Annotated in this window: 12 protein-coding genes; 8 read left to right on the top strand and 4 right to left on the bottom strand. The window is 71.1% G+C overall.

Going from position 1 to position 13,277, the window contains the following annotated elements:
• The 4 genes from tsf to ACZ7P3_RS29870 all read left to right on the top strand — a co-directional run bounded on the left by tsf (position 1) and on the right by ACZ7P3_RS29870 (position 3,773).
• Positions 1–837 (top strand): translation elongation factor Ts, encoded by an 837-nt coding sequence (tsf, locus tag ACZ7P3_RS29855; protein WP_472086331.1) that lies wholly within the window; start codon positions 1–3, stop codon positions 835–837.
• Positions 838–1,040: 203 nt separating this feature from the next.
• Positions 1,041–1,799, top strand: coding sequence for a UMP kinase (pyrH, locus tag ACZ7P3_RS29860; RefSeq protein WP_472086333.1), 759 nt, complete (start codon positions 1,041–1,043; stop codon positions 1,797–1,799).
• A gap of 187 nt (positions 1,800–1,986) precedes the next feature.
• A complete protein-coding gene (gene frr / locus ACZ7P3_RS29865) occupies positions 1,987–2,544 on the top strand; it encodes a ribosome recycling factor (protein ID WP_472086335.1) in 558 nt (185 codons plus the stop codon).
• Positions 2,544–3,773 carry a phosphatidate cytidylyltransferase gene (locus ACZ7P3_RS29870; RefSeq protein WP_472086337.1) on the top strand — a complete coding sequence of 410 codons (1,230 nt, stop codon included), beginning with the start codon at positions 2,544–2,546 and terminating at the stop codon, positions 3,771–3,773. The genes frr and ACZ7P3_RS29870 overlap by 1 nt, the downstream gene beginning before the upstream one ends.
• 326 nt (positions 3,774–4,099) lie before the next feature.
• Here ACZ7P3_RS29870 and ACZ7P3_RS29875 read toward each other — a convergent pair whose 3' ends face one another.
• On the bottom strand, positions 4,100–4,885 hold the full coding sequence (locus tag ACZ7P3_RS29875) for an SMI1/KNR4 family protein (protein WP_472086338.1): 786 nt from the start codon (positions 4,883–4,885) through the stop codon (positions 4,100–4,102).
• 640 nt (positions 4,886–5,525) lie between these two features.
• Here ACZ7P3_RS29875 and rlmN point away from each other — a divergent pair.
• From rlmN to ACZ7P3_RS29895, 4 genes are all read left to right on the top strand, one after another.
• A complete protein-coding gene (rlmN, locus tag ACZ7P3_RS29880; RefSeq protein ID WP_472086339.1) occupies positions 5,526–6,632 on the top strand; it encodes a dual-specificity RNA methyltransferase RlmN in 1,107 nt (368 codons plus the stop codon).
• A gap of 214 nt (positions 6,633–6,846) precedes the next feature.
• The gene (locus ACZ7P3_RS29885; protein WP_472086341.1) at positions 6,847–7,920 is read left to right on the top strand and encodes a thiamine ABC transporter substrate-binding protein; all 1,074 of its coding nucleotides are present in this window, start codon (positions 6,847–6,849) and stop codon (positions 7,918–7,920) included.
• Between the two features lie 137 nt (positions 7,921–8,057).
• Positions 8,058–9,659, top strand: coding sequence for an ABC transporter permease (locus ACZ7P3_RS29890; RefSeq protein ID WP_472086342.1), 1,602 nt, complete (start codon positions 8,058–8,060; stop codon positions 9,657–9,659).
• Positions 9,659–10,693, top strand: coding sequence for an ABC transporter ATP-binding protein (locus ACZ7P3_RS29895; protein WP_472086344.1), 1,035 nt, complete (start codon positions 9,659–9,661; stop codon positions 10,691–10,693). Before ACZ7P3_RS29890 ends, ACZ7P3_RS29895 begins: the two co-directional genes overlap by 1 nt.
• 75 nt (positions 10,694–10,768) lie before the next feature.
• Here ACZ7P3_RS29895 and ACZ7P3_RS29900 read toward each other — a convergent pair whose 3' ends face one another.
• From ACZ7P3_RS29900 to ACZ7P3_RS29910, 3 genes are all read right to left on the bottom strand, one after another.
• Positions 10,769–11,449: an LAETG motif-containing sortase-dependent surface protein gene (locus tag ACZ7P3_RS29900; RefSeq protein ID WP_472086345.1), complete on the bottom strand. Its 681-nt coding sequence runs from the start codon at positions 11,447–11,449 to the stop codon at positions 10,769–10,771.
• A gap of 161 nt (positions 11,450–11,610) precedes the next feature.
• Complete coding sequence (locus tag ACZ7P3_RS29905; protein ID WP_472086346.1) at positions 11,611–12,735, bottom strand: LOG family protein; 1,125 nt, start codon at positions 12,733–12,735, stop codon at positions 11,611–11,613.
• Between the two features lie 38 nt (positions 12,736–12,773).
• Positions 12,774–13,181, bottom strand: a complete 408-nt coding sequence (locus ACZ7P3_RS29910) for a VOC family protein (protein WP_472086348.1) — start codon at positions 13,179–13,181, stop codon at positions 12,774–12,776.
• Positions 13,182–13,277: the final 96 nt, after the last annotated feature.

Below are 13,277 nucleotides of genomic sequence, written 5' to 3' on the forward strand. Positions count from 1 at the left end.
ATGGCGAACTACACCGCCGCCGACGTCAAGAAGCTCCGTGAGCTCACCGGCGCCGGCATGATGGACTGCAAGAAGGCGCTGGACGAGGCCGAGGGCAACGTCGAGAAGGCCGTCGAGGCGCTGCGCATCAAGGGCCAGAAGGGCGTCGCCAAGCGCGAGGGCCGCTCCGCCGAGAACGGCGCCGTGGTCTCCATCATCGCCGACGACAACTCCTCCGGCGTCATCGTCGAGCTGAAGTGCGAGACGGACTTCGTCGCCAAGGGCGACAGGTTCCAGGCCGTGGCCAAGGCCATCGCCGAGCACGTCGCCAAGACGAACCCGGCCGACCTGGAGGCCCTGCTCGCCTCCGAGATCGAGGCCGGCAAGACCGTCCAGGCGTTCGTGGACGAGGCCAACGCCAACCTCGGCGAGAAGATCGTCCTGGACCGCTTCGCGCAGTTCACCGACGGCTTTGTCACCGCCTACATGCACCGCACGATGCCCGACCTGCCGCCGCAGATCGGTGTCCTCGTCGAGCTGGACAAGCCGAACGCCGAGGTCGCCAAGGGCATCGCGCAGCACATCGCCGCCTTCGCGCCGAAGTACCTCTCCAAGGACGACGTGCCGGCCGAGGTCGTCGAGACCGAGCGCCGTGTCGCCGAGGAGACCACCCGCGCCGAGGGCAAGCCCGAGGCCGCGATCGCCAAGATCGTCGAGGGTCGTCTCAACGGCTTCTTCAAGGACGCCACGCTGCTCGGCCAGCCGTACGCGCTGGACAACAAGAAGTCGGTCCAGAAGGTGCTGGACGAGGCCGGTGTCACCCTGAAGCGCTTCTCGCGCATCAAGGTCGGCATCTGAGTCCGTACCGCGATCGACGCGCGACCCCCGGAGAATTCTCGGTAGGGTCGACAGCAGTCGTCCGCGCACACCGCCACACCCGGGCTTGTGGCGGACGGCAGCAGATCTGACGAGGAGGCCATTGCCGCGCATGGGAGCGAAAAGCGACCCCATCGGCAATGGCCTTCTTCGTATGTGCAACACGTGAAAGAGGCGGGATCTCCATGACCACCAAGGCCCAGAAGAGCGACGACGGCAAAGTACGCGGCCGGTTTCTGCTGAAGCTGTCCGGAGAGGCCTTCTCCGGTGGCGGCGGCCTGGGCGTGGACCCGGACGTGGTGCACAAGATCGCCCGCGAGATCGCGGCCGTCGTGCGCGACGGGGCGCAGGTCGCGGTCGTCATCGGCGGCGGCAACTTCTTCCGCGGCGCCGAACTGCAGCAGCGCGGCATGGACCGCGCCCGCTCCGACTACATGGGCATGCTCGGCACCGTGATGAACTGCCTCGCCCTCCAGGACTTCCTGGAGAAGGAGGGCATCGACAGCCGGGTGCAGACCGCCATCACCATGGGCCAGGTCGCCGAGCCGTACATCCCGCTGCGCGCCGTGCGCCACCTGGAGAAGGGCCGCGTGGTCATCTTCGGCGCCGGTATGGGCATGCCGTACTTCTCCACCGACACCACCGCCGCCCAGCGCGCCCTGGAGATCGACGCCGAGGCGCTGCTCATGGGCAAGAACGGTGTGGACGGGGTCTATGACTCCGACCCCAAGACCAACCCCGACGCCGTCAAGTTCGACGCCCTCGGCTACGGCGAGGTCATCACCCGCGACCTCAAGGTCGCCGACGCCACCGCCGTCACGCTGTGCCGTGACAACAAGCTCCCGATCCTCGTGTTCGAGCTGCTCGCCGAGGGCAATATCGCGCGGGCCGTCAAGGGTGAGAAGATCGGCACGCTGGTGGGTGACCAGGGCAGCCAAGCCTGACCGGCGAACCCCCGTCACCACCTGGGTTACGACACCTGTCCGGGGGACGGACGGGACGCACCCTGGCCGGGGGATGGACAATGTCCTGCCGGTCGGGAACCGTGCAGGAAGAAGACGCGACGCAGCCGGCCGCCGCCCCGAAGAGGAACCGCAGCCGGGCCTCACTCAAGACACGCAGGAGCAAGTGGTGATCGAAGAGACCCTCCTCGAGGCCGAGGAGAAGATGGAGAAGGCCGTCGTGGTCGCCAAGGAGGACTTCGCCGCGATCCGCACCGGCCGTGCGCACCCGGCGATGTTCAACAAGATCGTGGCCGACTACTACGGTGCGCTGACGCCGATCAACCAGCTGGCCTCGTTCTCCGTGCCGGAGCCGCGCATGGCGGTCGTGACCCCGTTCGACAAGACCGCGCTGCGCAACATCGAGCAGGCGATCCGCGACTCCGACCTGGGCGTCAACCCCAGCAACGACGGCAACATCATCCGTGTGGTGTTCCCGGAGCTCACCGAGGAGCGCCGCCGCGACTACATCAAGGTCGCCAAGGGCAAGGCCGAGGACTCCCGGGTCTCCATCCGCTCCGTGCGCCGCAAGGCCAAGGACGCGATCGACAAGCTGATCAAGGACGGCGAGGTCGGCGAGGACGAGGGCCGCCGTGCGGAGAAGGAGCTGGACGACACCACCGCGAAGTACGTGGCCCAGGTGGACGAGCTCCTGAAGCACAAGGAAGCGGAGCTGCTCGAAGTCTGATGAGCGACTCTTCCTGGGGGGCGCCGCCGCAATCCGGGTACTGGGGGCCCACTGAGCGTGGGCCTGTCCAGGGGGCTGCCCCGGCGGGTCCCGCGTACGATGCGCCTCAGGCGCAACAGACTCGCCCCATGCCCCTCGTGCCCGACGGGACCGCGTACGGCGGAGACCACCAGGACGACGACCGGGGGGCCGCTCGGCTGAGCGGCCCCTTGTTCCGGGACGGGACGTCACGTCCGGTGCCGCATCCGACGCCGGGCCACACCCAGAGTCACCTCCAGACCCACCCCCACCCCCACCCCCAGCCCCACCCCCAGAGCAACACTCACCGCCACCCCAAGAGCCCCGCGCAGAATCTCTCGCAGAATCCGGAGCCCATGCCCGACGCCCCGCAGCCGGCGCCAGCGCCGCAGAAGAAGAGCGCGGGCCGTGACCTGAGCGCGGCCATAGGGGTCGGTGTCGGGCTCGGTGTGGTGATCATTGCGTCCCTGTTCATCGTCAAGGCCGTGTTCGTCGGCGTGGTCGCGGTCGCCGTGGTCGTGGGCCTGTGGGAGCTGACCAGCAGGCTCCAGGAGCGCAAGGGCATCAAGGCGCCGCTGGTGCCGCTCGCGGTCGGCGGCGCGGCGATGGTGGTCGCCGGGTATGTGCGGGGGGTCGAGGGCGCCTGGGTCGCCATGGCCCTGACCGCGCTCGCGGTCCTGGTCTGGCGCATGACCGAGCCGCCCGAGGGCTATCTCAAGGACGTCACGGCGGGCGTCTTCGCGGCGTTCTACGTGCCCTTCCTGGCCACGTTCGTCGCGCTCATGCTCACCGCCGACGACGGCCCCTGGCGCGTCCTCACCTTCCTGCTCCTGACGGTCGTCAGCGACACCGGCGCGTACGCCGTCGGCTGGCGCTTCGGCAAGCACAAGCTCGCCCCGCGCATCAGCCCCGGCAAGACCCGTGAGGGCCTGCTCGGCGCGGTGCTGTTCGCCATGGTCGCGGGCGCGCTGTGCATGCAGTTCCTGATCGACGGCGGCAGCTGGTGGCAGGGCCTGCTGCTCGGCCTCGCGGTCGCGGCCAGCGCCACTCTGGGCGACCTCGGCGAGTCCATGATCAAGCGCGACCTGGGCATCAAGGACATGGGCACCCTGCTTCCCGGTCACGGCGGCATCATGGACCGCCTGGATTCCCTCCTGCCGACCGCTCCGGTGGTGTGGCTGCTGATGGTGATCTTCGTCGGCTCCGCGTGAGGGTGCTTCCGCGAACGGCTTCCGGGCCTCGTCCTGAGTACAGGGCGGGGCCCGCTGCCGTCAGCCGACCGCTCACGGAACGGCCGAAACCCACCGTCGGCCGGCCGGACGGACGAGCGCCAGGTGTCACCCGCGTCCCAGCCCGCTAAGCCAGGCGAGCGGTAGGCGTCGCCCGCGTCCCGGTCCGCCGGCCAGGCGAGCGGTAGGCGTCGCCCGCGTCCCGGTCCGCCGGCCAGGCGAGCGGTAGGCGTCGCCCGCGTCCCGGTCCGCCGGCCGGGCGAGCGCCGGGCGTCGCCTGAGTCCCAGTCCGCTCAGCCAGGCGAGTCCTAGGTGTCGCCCGCGTCCCAGTCCGCCAGCGGCCGGCCCCCGGCCGTGGTGATCTCCAGAAGCGTGCAGCCCATGAGCCGTACGGCCGCGAAGAGACGGTCGCGGACCTGGGTGCGGTCCTCGGGCGGGAAGGAGACGCGGATCTGGTGCGGGCGGGAACGCTCGTAGGTGAGGTGCCAGTCCGGGCCGGCCGTGGCGAAGTGGTCCTGGCCCCGCTCACCGTCCTCGGACTGCCACGACCCCCGGTCCACGGTCGGGGCCAGCACGTCCCGCAGGATCCGCAGCCGCTCGGCGTACGGCCGTGAGCCCTCCGACAGCCGCAGGCAGCGGTGCAACCGGGGCCGGGACGCAGTGAACCAGGGCGCCAGATCCTGCTCCATCTCGGCCAGAACCGCGGAGCGCAGCCGCCCCGACGCCCAGCCCTCGACGAACGCGGCCGCACCCGGCGCGAACTCCTCCCGCCCGGCGCCCCGGCCCACGACCACCACCGGCCACGTCTCGGGGTCCCCCTCGGTACGCCAGCACAGCCGGTCGGCGTCCATCGTGGAGCCCCAGACCAGCAGGCCGTCGTAGCGCTCCAGGCGGTTGTGCGGACGCGTCCCGAACGGCGTGCGCAGATAGAGGTAGTCGCAGAACTCGCCCCAGCCGTAGGTCTCGGCCAGCAGCTTGTAGTCCGCGGGCAGCCGTACCCCGAGCCGCGCCTCCGCCTCGGCCCAGTCCCCACGGGCGTCGACCGGGTCGGCCGGCGGGGGAACGGCTCGGGCGAGGGCGTCCAGGCTCGTCACGGCAGGTCGGCCCGGCGCGGGCAGGTCCGCTGCTCCCGCCACGGGCCGTACGGCTGCTGGTACGAGACCCGGCAGGACAGGCAGACGTACGAGGTCTTCGCGGCAGGCATGGGCACAGCGTAGGGAGCCCACCGGGTCCGGCCAAGCGGTTTCCGGCACCGGCGACGAGCAGGAACGGCGCAGGTTCTCCGTCGAGCGCGGGCAGCCGAGCGCTTGTCCCGGGGCGCCGGACCCCACGCGCGTGGGAGGGAACGCCGAAGGCGTCGACCGGCTGAGGAGCACCGACCTGGTTGAAGGACATCGGCCGGGCACGTCAGGGCGTGGCCGAGGACACGCCGTGCACACCGGATGCTCCACGTGAAGAGCGGCAGTTCCGGACGGGACGGCCGGGATTCGTCCACGCATTCGATTCCAGGTGGACTGCGTCACGGACACCGCGGGCCTGCCGGCGGCCCGCATGCCGGCCGCCCGGCGGAGATGCAGGGCTCCAACCTGCGAAGACGCCCGCACGGCCATGGGGGCCCGGGCCGTCTGCGGGCCGTTCGAGGGAGACCCCCGACGGCCGGGGACGACCGATGACGATCACCCGCACGGCTGAGTCCCCAGGTCACCCATTTGGATCTGAGACACTGGTACAGCCATGCCTAAGCCCGGAGAACTCATTTTCGTCGCCCCGCGCGGAGCCAAGAAGCCGCCGCGGCACCTTGCCGACCTCACGCCCGGCGAGCGCAAGGACGCCGTGGCCGAGATCGGCGAGAAGCCGTTCCGCGCCAAGCAGCTCTCGCAGCACTACTTCGCGCGCTACGCGCACGACCCCGAGCAGTGGACGGACATCCCGGCCGGCTCGCGCGACAGACTGCGCGAGGCGCTGTTCCCGGAGCTGATGACCGTCGTCCGGCACCTGTCGACCGACCGGGGCACGACGCGCAAGACGCTGTGGCGGCTGTTCGACGGCACGCTCGTGGAGTCGGTGCTGATGCGGTACCCGGACCGGGTGACCATGTGCATCAGCTCGCAGGCGGGGTGCGGGATGAACTGCCCGTTCTGCGCGACCGGGCAGGCGGGGCTCGACCGGAACCTGTCGACCGCCGAGATCGTCCACCAGATCGTCGACGGGATGCGGGCGCTGCGCGACGGCGAGGTCCCCGGCGGCCCGTCACGGCTGTCCAACATCGTCTTCATGGGGATGGGCGAGCCGCTCGCCAACTACAAGCGGGTGGTGGGCGCCATCCGCGCGCTGACCGACCCCGCGCCGGACGGACTCGGGCTGTCGCAGCGCGGCATCACCGTGTCGACCGTCGGGCTCGTGCCCGCCATCCACCGGTTCGCCGACGAGGGCTTCAAGTGCCGGCTGGCGATCTCCCTGCACGCCCCCGACGACGAGCTGCGCGACACCCTCGTCCCCGTGAACACGCGGTGGAAGGTGCGCGAGGTGCTGGACGCCGGGTTCGAGTACGTCGAGAAGTCCGGGCGCCGGCTGTCCATCGAGTACGCGCTGATCCGGGACATCAACGACCAGGCCTGGCGCGGTGACCGGCTCGGGCGGCTGCTCAAGGGCAAGCCCGTGCACGTCAACCTGATTCCGCTGAACCCGACGCCGGGGTCGAAGTGGACCGCCTCGCGGCCCGAGGACGAGAAGGCGTTCGTGGAAGCGATCGCCGCCCACGGGGTGCCGGTCACCGTCCGGGACACCCGGGGGCAGGAGATCGACGGGGCGTGCGGTCAGCTCGCGGCCACCGAGCGGTAATCTGGCCGGGCGAACCACAACTTCACATTCCGACAGGGGAGCGCCACAGCGCTGAGAGTGCGGCAATCGGGCCGCAGACCCTCTGAACCTCGCCCAGGTCATTCTGGGTAGGAAGTTCGGTCTTCACTCATGCTGTTGCGCCCTGCCCGGATCCTGCTCCGAAGGACCGGGCGGGGCCGCGTTCTTCCTGGCCAACCCCCAGGAGGACATTCACGTGCACACCAAGACCCTCGTGGCCGCGACGGTCGGCCTCGGCCTGCTCACCCTGTCCGCGTGCGGATCGACGGACACCAAGGGCTCGGCGGACTCCAAGACCGTGACCCTCGTCAGCCACGACTCGTGGGCCGTCTCCAAGAACGTGCTCAAGGACTTCGAGAAGCAGTCCGGGTACAAGGTCAGGGTCCTGCCGGGCGGCGACGCCGGCCAGGCCGTCAACAAGGCGATCCTGACCAAGGACAACCCGCAGGGTGACGTCTTCTTCGGCGTCGACAACACCCTGCTGTCCAGAGCCCTCGACAACGGCCTGTTCCAGCCGTACGCGGCGAAGGGCCTCGGCACGGTCGGCGCCGCCTACCAGCTCGACCGGGACAAGCACCGGGTCACGCCCGTCGACTACGGCGACATCTGCGTCAACTACGACAAGGCCTACTTCAGCGAGCACAAGCTGACCCCGCCGCAGTCCTTCGCCGACCTGGCCAAGCCCGAGTACAAGAACCTCCTGGTCACCGAGAACGCGGCCACCTCCTCGCCGGGCCTCGGCTTCCTGCTGGGCAGCGCCGCGCAGTACGGCGACGACGGCTGGCAGGGCTACTGGAAGAAGCTCAAGGCCAACGGCGTCAAGGTCGTCGACAGCTGGGAGCAGGCCTACGACCAGGAGTTCTCCGGCTCGTCCGGAGGCCGGAAGGCGGGCGGCGACCGGCCGCTCGTGGTGTCGTACGCCTCCTCGCCGCCCGCCGAGGTGATCTACGCCAAGAAGCGGCCCGGCACGGCCCCGACCGGCGTCTCGGCCGGCACCTGCTTCCGGCAGATCGAGTTCGCCGGGCTGCTCAGCAACGCGAAGAACACCAAGGGCGGCAAGGCGTTCATCGACTTCCTGCTCTCCAAGGAGTTCCAGCAGGACATGCCGCTGAACATGTTCGTGTACCCGGTGGTGAAGGGCGCCGCGGTGCCCGCCGACTTCACCGAGTACGGGCCGGCCGCCAAGAGTCCCGAGACGATGGCCCCCGGCAAGATCGCCGCCGACCGCGACCAGTGGGTCAAGTCGTGGACGTCGCTCGTTCTGAAGTAGCGGCCGGGGCCGCGGCCGACACGGCAGCCGGGGCCGCGGCCGGCACTGCGGCCGGAGCCGGGGCCGACGCTGCGCCCGGTGCGGCAGCCGGGACCGCGGCCGGGAGCCGACGGGCGAGCGCGGCGCGGCTCGGGCTCATGGCCCTGCCCGTCGCGTTCTTCGCCGTGTTCTTCGCCTGGCCCGTCGCCGCGATCGTCGCGCGCGGGCTGAAGGTGGACGGCGCCTGGCAGTTCGGGCGGATGGCGGACGTCGTCCTGCAGCCGGACATCCGGCACGTGCTGTGGTTCACCACCTGGCAGGCGCTCGCCTCCACCGCGCTCACCCTGCTGTTCGCCCTGCCCGCCGCCTACGTCTTCGCCCGCCTCGACTTCCCCGGCAAGCAGCTGCTGCGGGCCGTCGTCACGGTTCCGTTCGTGCTGCCGACGGTCGTCGTCGGCACCGCCTTCCTGGCGCTGGTCGGCCGCGGCGGACTGCTGGACGACCTGTGGGGCGTGCGGCTGGACACCACCGTGTGGGCGATCCTGCTGGCGCACGTCTTCTTCAACTACGCGGTCGTCGTCCGCACGGTGGGCGGGCTGTGGGCCCAGCTCGACCCGCGGCAGGAGCAGGCCGCCCGGATGCTCGGCGCATCGCCCCTGCGGGCCTGGCGGAGGGTCACCCTGCCCGCCCTGATGCCCGCCGTGGCCGCCGCCGCGCTGATGGTGTTCCTGTTCACCTTCACCTCCTTCGGTGTGGTGCAGATCCTCGGCGGGCCCACCTTCTCCACCCTCGAAGTGGAGATCTACCGGCAGACCTCCGAGGTCTTCGATCTGTCGACGGCCGCCGTGCTCACCCTCGTCCAGTTCGCCGCGGTGGGCGCGATCCTCGCCGTGCACGCCTGGACGGTCCGGCGGCGGGAGACCGCCCTGCGCCTGGTGGATCCCTCCGTGACCGCCCGTCGGCCGCGCGGGGCCGGGCAGTGGGCGCTGCTCGCCGGGGTCCTCGTCACCATCTCCCTGCTCCTGGTCCTGCCGCTCGCCGTGCTCGTACGGCGCTCCCTCGACGCGCCCGGCCTCGGCTACTACCGGGCGCTGACGAACGCCGACGGCGGCACCTTCCTCGTGGCACCGCTGCACGCCGTGTGGACCTCCCTGGAGTACGCCGTCGCCGCCACCGCCATCGCCGTGCTGATCGGAGGCCTCGCCGCCGCCGCGCTGGCCCGCCGGGACGCGGGCCGGCTGGTGCGCGGCTTCGACGCGCTGCTGATGCTGCCGCTCGGCGTCTCCGCGGTGACCGTCGGCTTCGGATTCCTGATCGCGCTGGACAAGCCCCCGCTGGACCTGCGCCAGTCCTGGATCCTCGTACCGCTCGCGCAGGCGCTGGTGGGCGCCCCCTTCGTCGTACGGACCATGCTGCCCGTGCTGCGGGCGGTGGACGGACGGCTCAGGGAGGCGGCGGCCGTGCTCGGGGCCTCGCCCTGGCGGGTGTGGCGGGAGGTCGATCTGCCGCTGGTGCGGCGGGCGCTGCTGGTCGCGGCCGGGTTCGCGTTCGCCGTGTCGCTCGGGGAGTTCGGGGCGACCGTGTTCATCGCGCGGCCCGACAACCCGACGCTCCCGGTCGCCGTGGCCCGGCTGCTGAGCCGGCCCGGTGACCTCAACTACGGGCAGGCGATGGCCCTGTCCACGATTCTGATGGTGGTGTGCGCGGTGGCCCTGCTCGTCCTGGAGCGGCTGCGCACCGACCGGACGGGGGAGTTCTGATGCTGCTGAGCCTGGAGGCCGCGACCGTGCGCTTCGGCGGGCGGCCCGTGCTCGACTCGGTCGGCCTGGACGTCGCGGAGCACGAGGTGGTCTGTGTGCTGGGGCCGAGCGGCAGCGGGAAGTCGACGCTGCTCAGGGCGGTGGCCGGGCTGCAGCCCCTGGACGGGGGCCGGGTCCTGCTCGACGGCCGCGACCAGCTGGGTGTGCCCGCGCACCGGCGGGGCGTCGGGCTGATGTTCCAGGACCACCAGCTCTTCCCGCAGCGGGACGTCGGCGGCAACGTGGCGTTCGGGCTGCGCATGCACGGGGTGCCCAAGGGCGAACGGGACGCCGAGGTCGGGCAGTTGCTGGAGCTGGTCGGACTGCCGGGGGCCGCTCGGCGGGCCGTGGCCGCGCTGTCCGGCGGTGAGCAGCAGCGGGTCGCCCTGGCCCGGGCGCTGGCTCCCCGGCCCCGGCTCCTGATGCTGGACGAGCCGCTCGGCCAGCTCGACCGCTCGCTGCGGGAGCGGCTGGTGGTCGAACTCCGGGAGCTGTTCGGGCGGCTGGGTACGACGGTGCTCGCCGTGACCCACGACCAGGGCGAGGCCTTTGCGCTGGCCGACCGGGTGGTGGTGATGCGGGACGGGCGCATCGCCCAGTCCGGGACGCCCCTGGAGGTCTGGCAGCGGCCTGCCGACGAGTTCGTGGCCCGCTTCCTCGGCTTCGACAACGTGGTCCCGGCGACCGTCGCGGAGACGGTCGCGAACACCCCGTGGGGCAAGCTGCCGGTGCCCGGGGGCTCGCCCCAGGGCGACCGCCCGCTGCTCGTGCGGCCCGCCGGAGTCCGGCTCGTGGCGGCCGACGAGGGCCTGCCCTGCACGGTGACCGCTCGCACCTTCAGGGGCACCCACGTGGCCGTCCGCCTGCGGCCCCGGGACGGCGGCCCGCTCCTGGAAGCGGCGTGCGCGCTGCGGGACGCGCCGGAGGCAGGGGCCGAGGTGGGCGCCGGCTTCGACGCGGCCGAAATCGTCGTGCTCGGGGCCACCTCCGGCTGAACACGACTGCGGCCCGCCCCCCGGGGATACGGGGACGGGCCGCAGCGGTGTACGAGCGGTGTGCGAAGTGCGGCGTCAGCTGCCGCTCTTCGCTCCACGGCGGCGCATGCCGAAGTAGACCGCGCCACCGCCGACGACGACCAGGGCGCCGGCGGCACCGGCGATCAGGCCGGTGTTGGAGTTCGCACCGGTCTCGGCGAGGTTCGAGTCACCGGCCGCCGGGGACGGCGCGTTGCTCGGCGAGCCCGCCGGGGCGGAGCTGCTCTCGGAGGACGACGGGGTCGGGGTCGCGGTGGGCTTCGAGGGCTTCGGCGACGGAGTGGCCGGCGGGGTCGGAGTCGAGGACTCCTCCTTCTTGCAGGCCGTGGACGGGGTCACGAGGTCGGGCTTGACGTCCTCGTCGACGATGTGACCGGCCGTGACGTGCACGCGGTAGGTCGCGTTGGGCTTCCAGTCCTCGGAGAAGCTGACGGTGGCGCCCTGGGCGGTGCCCTTGATCTCCTGCGCCTTGCCGACCTGCGTCTCGACGCCGGCGTCGCTCTTCAGGAACACGGTGATGGTGGCCGGGGTGCCGGAGGCGTCCTTGTCGGTGACGACGAGGGAGCCCTTGTCACCGGTGCAGGTGGCGGCGGCGGAGAACTCACTGATGTTGCAGGCGAGTGCCTGGCCGGCGACACCGAGCGCCAGTGCGGCGGAAGCGGAGGCAACACCCAGGATGCGCACGGAACGGCGTGCGCTGCGGCGGGTTATGGACACGTTTGTCCTTTACAGAGTGCACAACTGCGGGGGGATGATGGAGGGAAGGGACGACGTGCGAGGTGAGGTCCCAGCACCCCCAAGAGGCTCACAGGTTTATAAGCGCTCCATAAGGAGTGTCAATGCATATGCCTCCGACAGCCGTTGGCTTTGCCTGCTTATTAACTGCAGAGACGTTTCAACGCCTCCGCGGCCTGCTCGATCCGGTCAACGAGGGCGATACGGGACTCCATGGCACGTCCCCGGGCGAGGGACCGCAACAGCGGCCAGGCCGGCAACTCCCGCGTCCAGTGCTCCTCGTTCACCAGCACCATGGGCGTCGGGCCGCCCCGCGACTCGTAGTAGTTCGGCGTTGCGTTGTCGAAGATCTCCTGTACGGTCCCGGCGGCGCCCGGCAGGAACACCACTCCGGCGGTGGAGCGGGCCAGCAGGCCGTCCTCGCGTGTCGCATTGGCGAAGTACTTGGCGATGTGCGCGGCAAAGGCGTTCGGCGGCTCATGGCCGTAGAACCAGGTGGGGATGCCCACCGACTCCCCGCCGCCGGGCCAGCGTTCGCGCACCTCGAAGGCGGCGCCCGCCCAGTCGGTGACGGACGGCCGGAACGAGGGGGCCTTGGCGAGCAGGCGCAGCGCGTCGTCGAGCATGGTGTCGTCGAAGGGGGCCGCGTAGGCGCCGAGGTTCGCCGCCTCCATCGCGCCGGGTCCGCCGCCGGTGGCGACCGTGAACCCGGCGCGCGCCAGCTCGCGGCCCAGCCGGGCCGCCCCGGCGTACGCGTCCGTGCCGCGGGCCATCGCGTGGCCGCCCATGACGCCCACCACCCGGGCGCCGGCCAGGAGTTCGTCCAGCGCGTCGGAGACGGCGTCGTCGTGGATCGCGCGCAGCATCGAGGCGAAGACGTCCCCGTCGGACTTCGTCCGCTGGAACCAGGCGTAGGCCTTGGCATCCGGTGTCCCCTCGTAGCCCTCGTCGAGTGACTCGAACAGTTCGCCGGGCGTGTAGACGAAGCCGCGGTAGGGGTCGAAGGGGAGTCCCGGGACCGGCGGGAACACCAGGGCTCCGGACGACCTGATGCGGGCGGCCGCCTCGGGCGTCATCGGGCAGCCGAGGAAGACGGCGCCCGTGCTGTCGACGGAGAGCAGGGCGTCCGTACGGGCCGTCAGATCGACTGCCTGGACGCGGAACCGGGCGAGCGAGCCGTGCCGGGCGATGACCTCGTCGAACTCGGCGAGGGACTCTATCTCGCGGTCGTGGTCGGCGTGATGGGGCTGGGCGGGTGTCGGATGCACCCGCCCATGCTAGGCACGGACGTTCGGTTCGTGAGGGGTCAGCCCTGGACCGCCGCCGGGTCCATCCACATGACCTCCCAGGTGTGGCCGTCGAGGTCGTCGAAGGCACGGCCGTACATGAAGCCGTGGTCCCGGGGCTCGCCGTGGGCACTGCCGCCGGCCGCGACAGCCCTGTCCACCAGCTCGTCGACCTTCTCGCGGCTCTCGGCGCTCAGACACAGCAGCACCTCGCTGGACCTGGTCGAGTCCACGATCTCCTTCCCGGTGAACTGCGCGTAGTGCTGCCGGGTCATGAGCATCGCGACGATCGTGTCGCTGATCACGACACAGGCGCAGTCGTCGGTGCTGAACTGCGGGTTGATGCCGTAGCCCAGTTCCGTGAAGAACTTCTTCGTGGCGGGCACGTCGCCGGTGACCAGGTTCACGAAGATCATCTGCTGGTACATGGGGTCTCTCCCTCGGGTCCGTGCGCTCGCTGTCGTTCGATGGGACGGACACCGCTCCGGCGCGGAACTCATCGGTCGCCGGAGAACTTTTCGCAG

The sequence above is a fragment of the Streptomyces sp. NPDC107581 genome (assembly GCF_055657175.1).

What these genes read in the sequence shown, in the direction of transcription:
- tsf (WP_472086331.1), top strand. Translation starts at nt 1, where the DNA reads ATGGCGAACTACACCGCCGCCGACGTCAAGAAGCTCCGTGAGCTCACC.
- pyrH (WP_472086333.1), top strand. Translation starts at nt 1,041, where the DNA reads ATGACCACCAAGGCCCAGAAGAGCGACGACGGCAAAGTACGCGGCCGG.
- ACZ7P3_RS29870 (WP_472086337.1), top strand. Translation starts at nt 2,544, where the DNA reads ATGAGCGACTCTTCCTGGGGGGCGCCGCCGCAATCCGGGTACTGGGGG.
- rlmN (WP_472086339.1), top strand. Translation starts at nt 5,526, where the DNA reads ATGCCTAAGCCCGGAGAACTCATTTTCGTCGCCCCGCGCGGAGCCAAG.
- ACZ7P3_RS29890 (WP_472086342.1), top strand. Translation starts at nt 8,058, where the DNA reads ATGGCCCTGCCCGTCGCGTTCTTCGCCGTGTTCTTCGCCTGGCCCGTC.
- ACZ7P3_RS29895 (WP_472086344.1), top strand. Translation starts at nt 9,659, where the DNA reads ATGCTGCTGAGCCTGGAGGCCGCGACCGTGCGCTTCGGCGGGCGGCCC.
- ACZ7P3_RS29910 (WP_472086348.1), bottom strand. Translation starts at nt 13,181, where the DNA reads ATGTACCAGCAGATGATCTTCGTGAACCTGGTCACCGGCGACGTGCCC.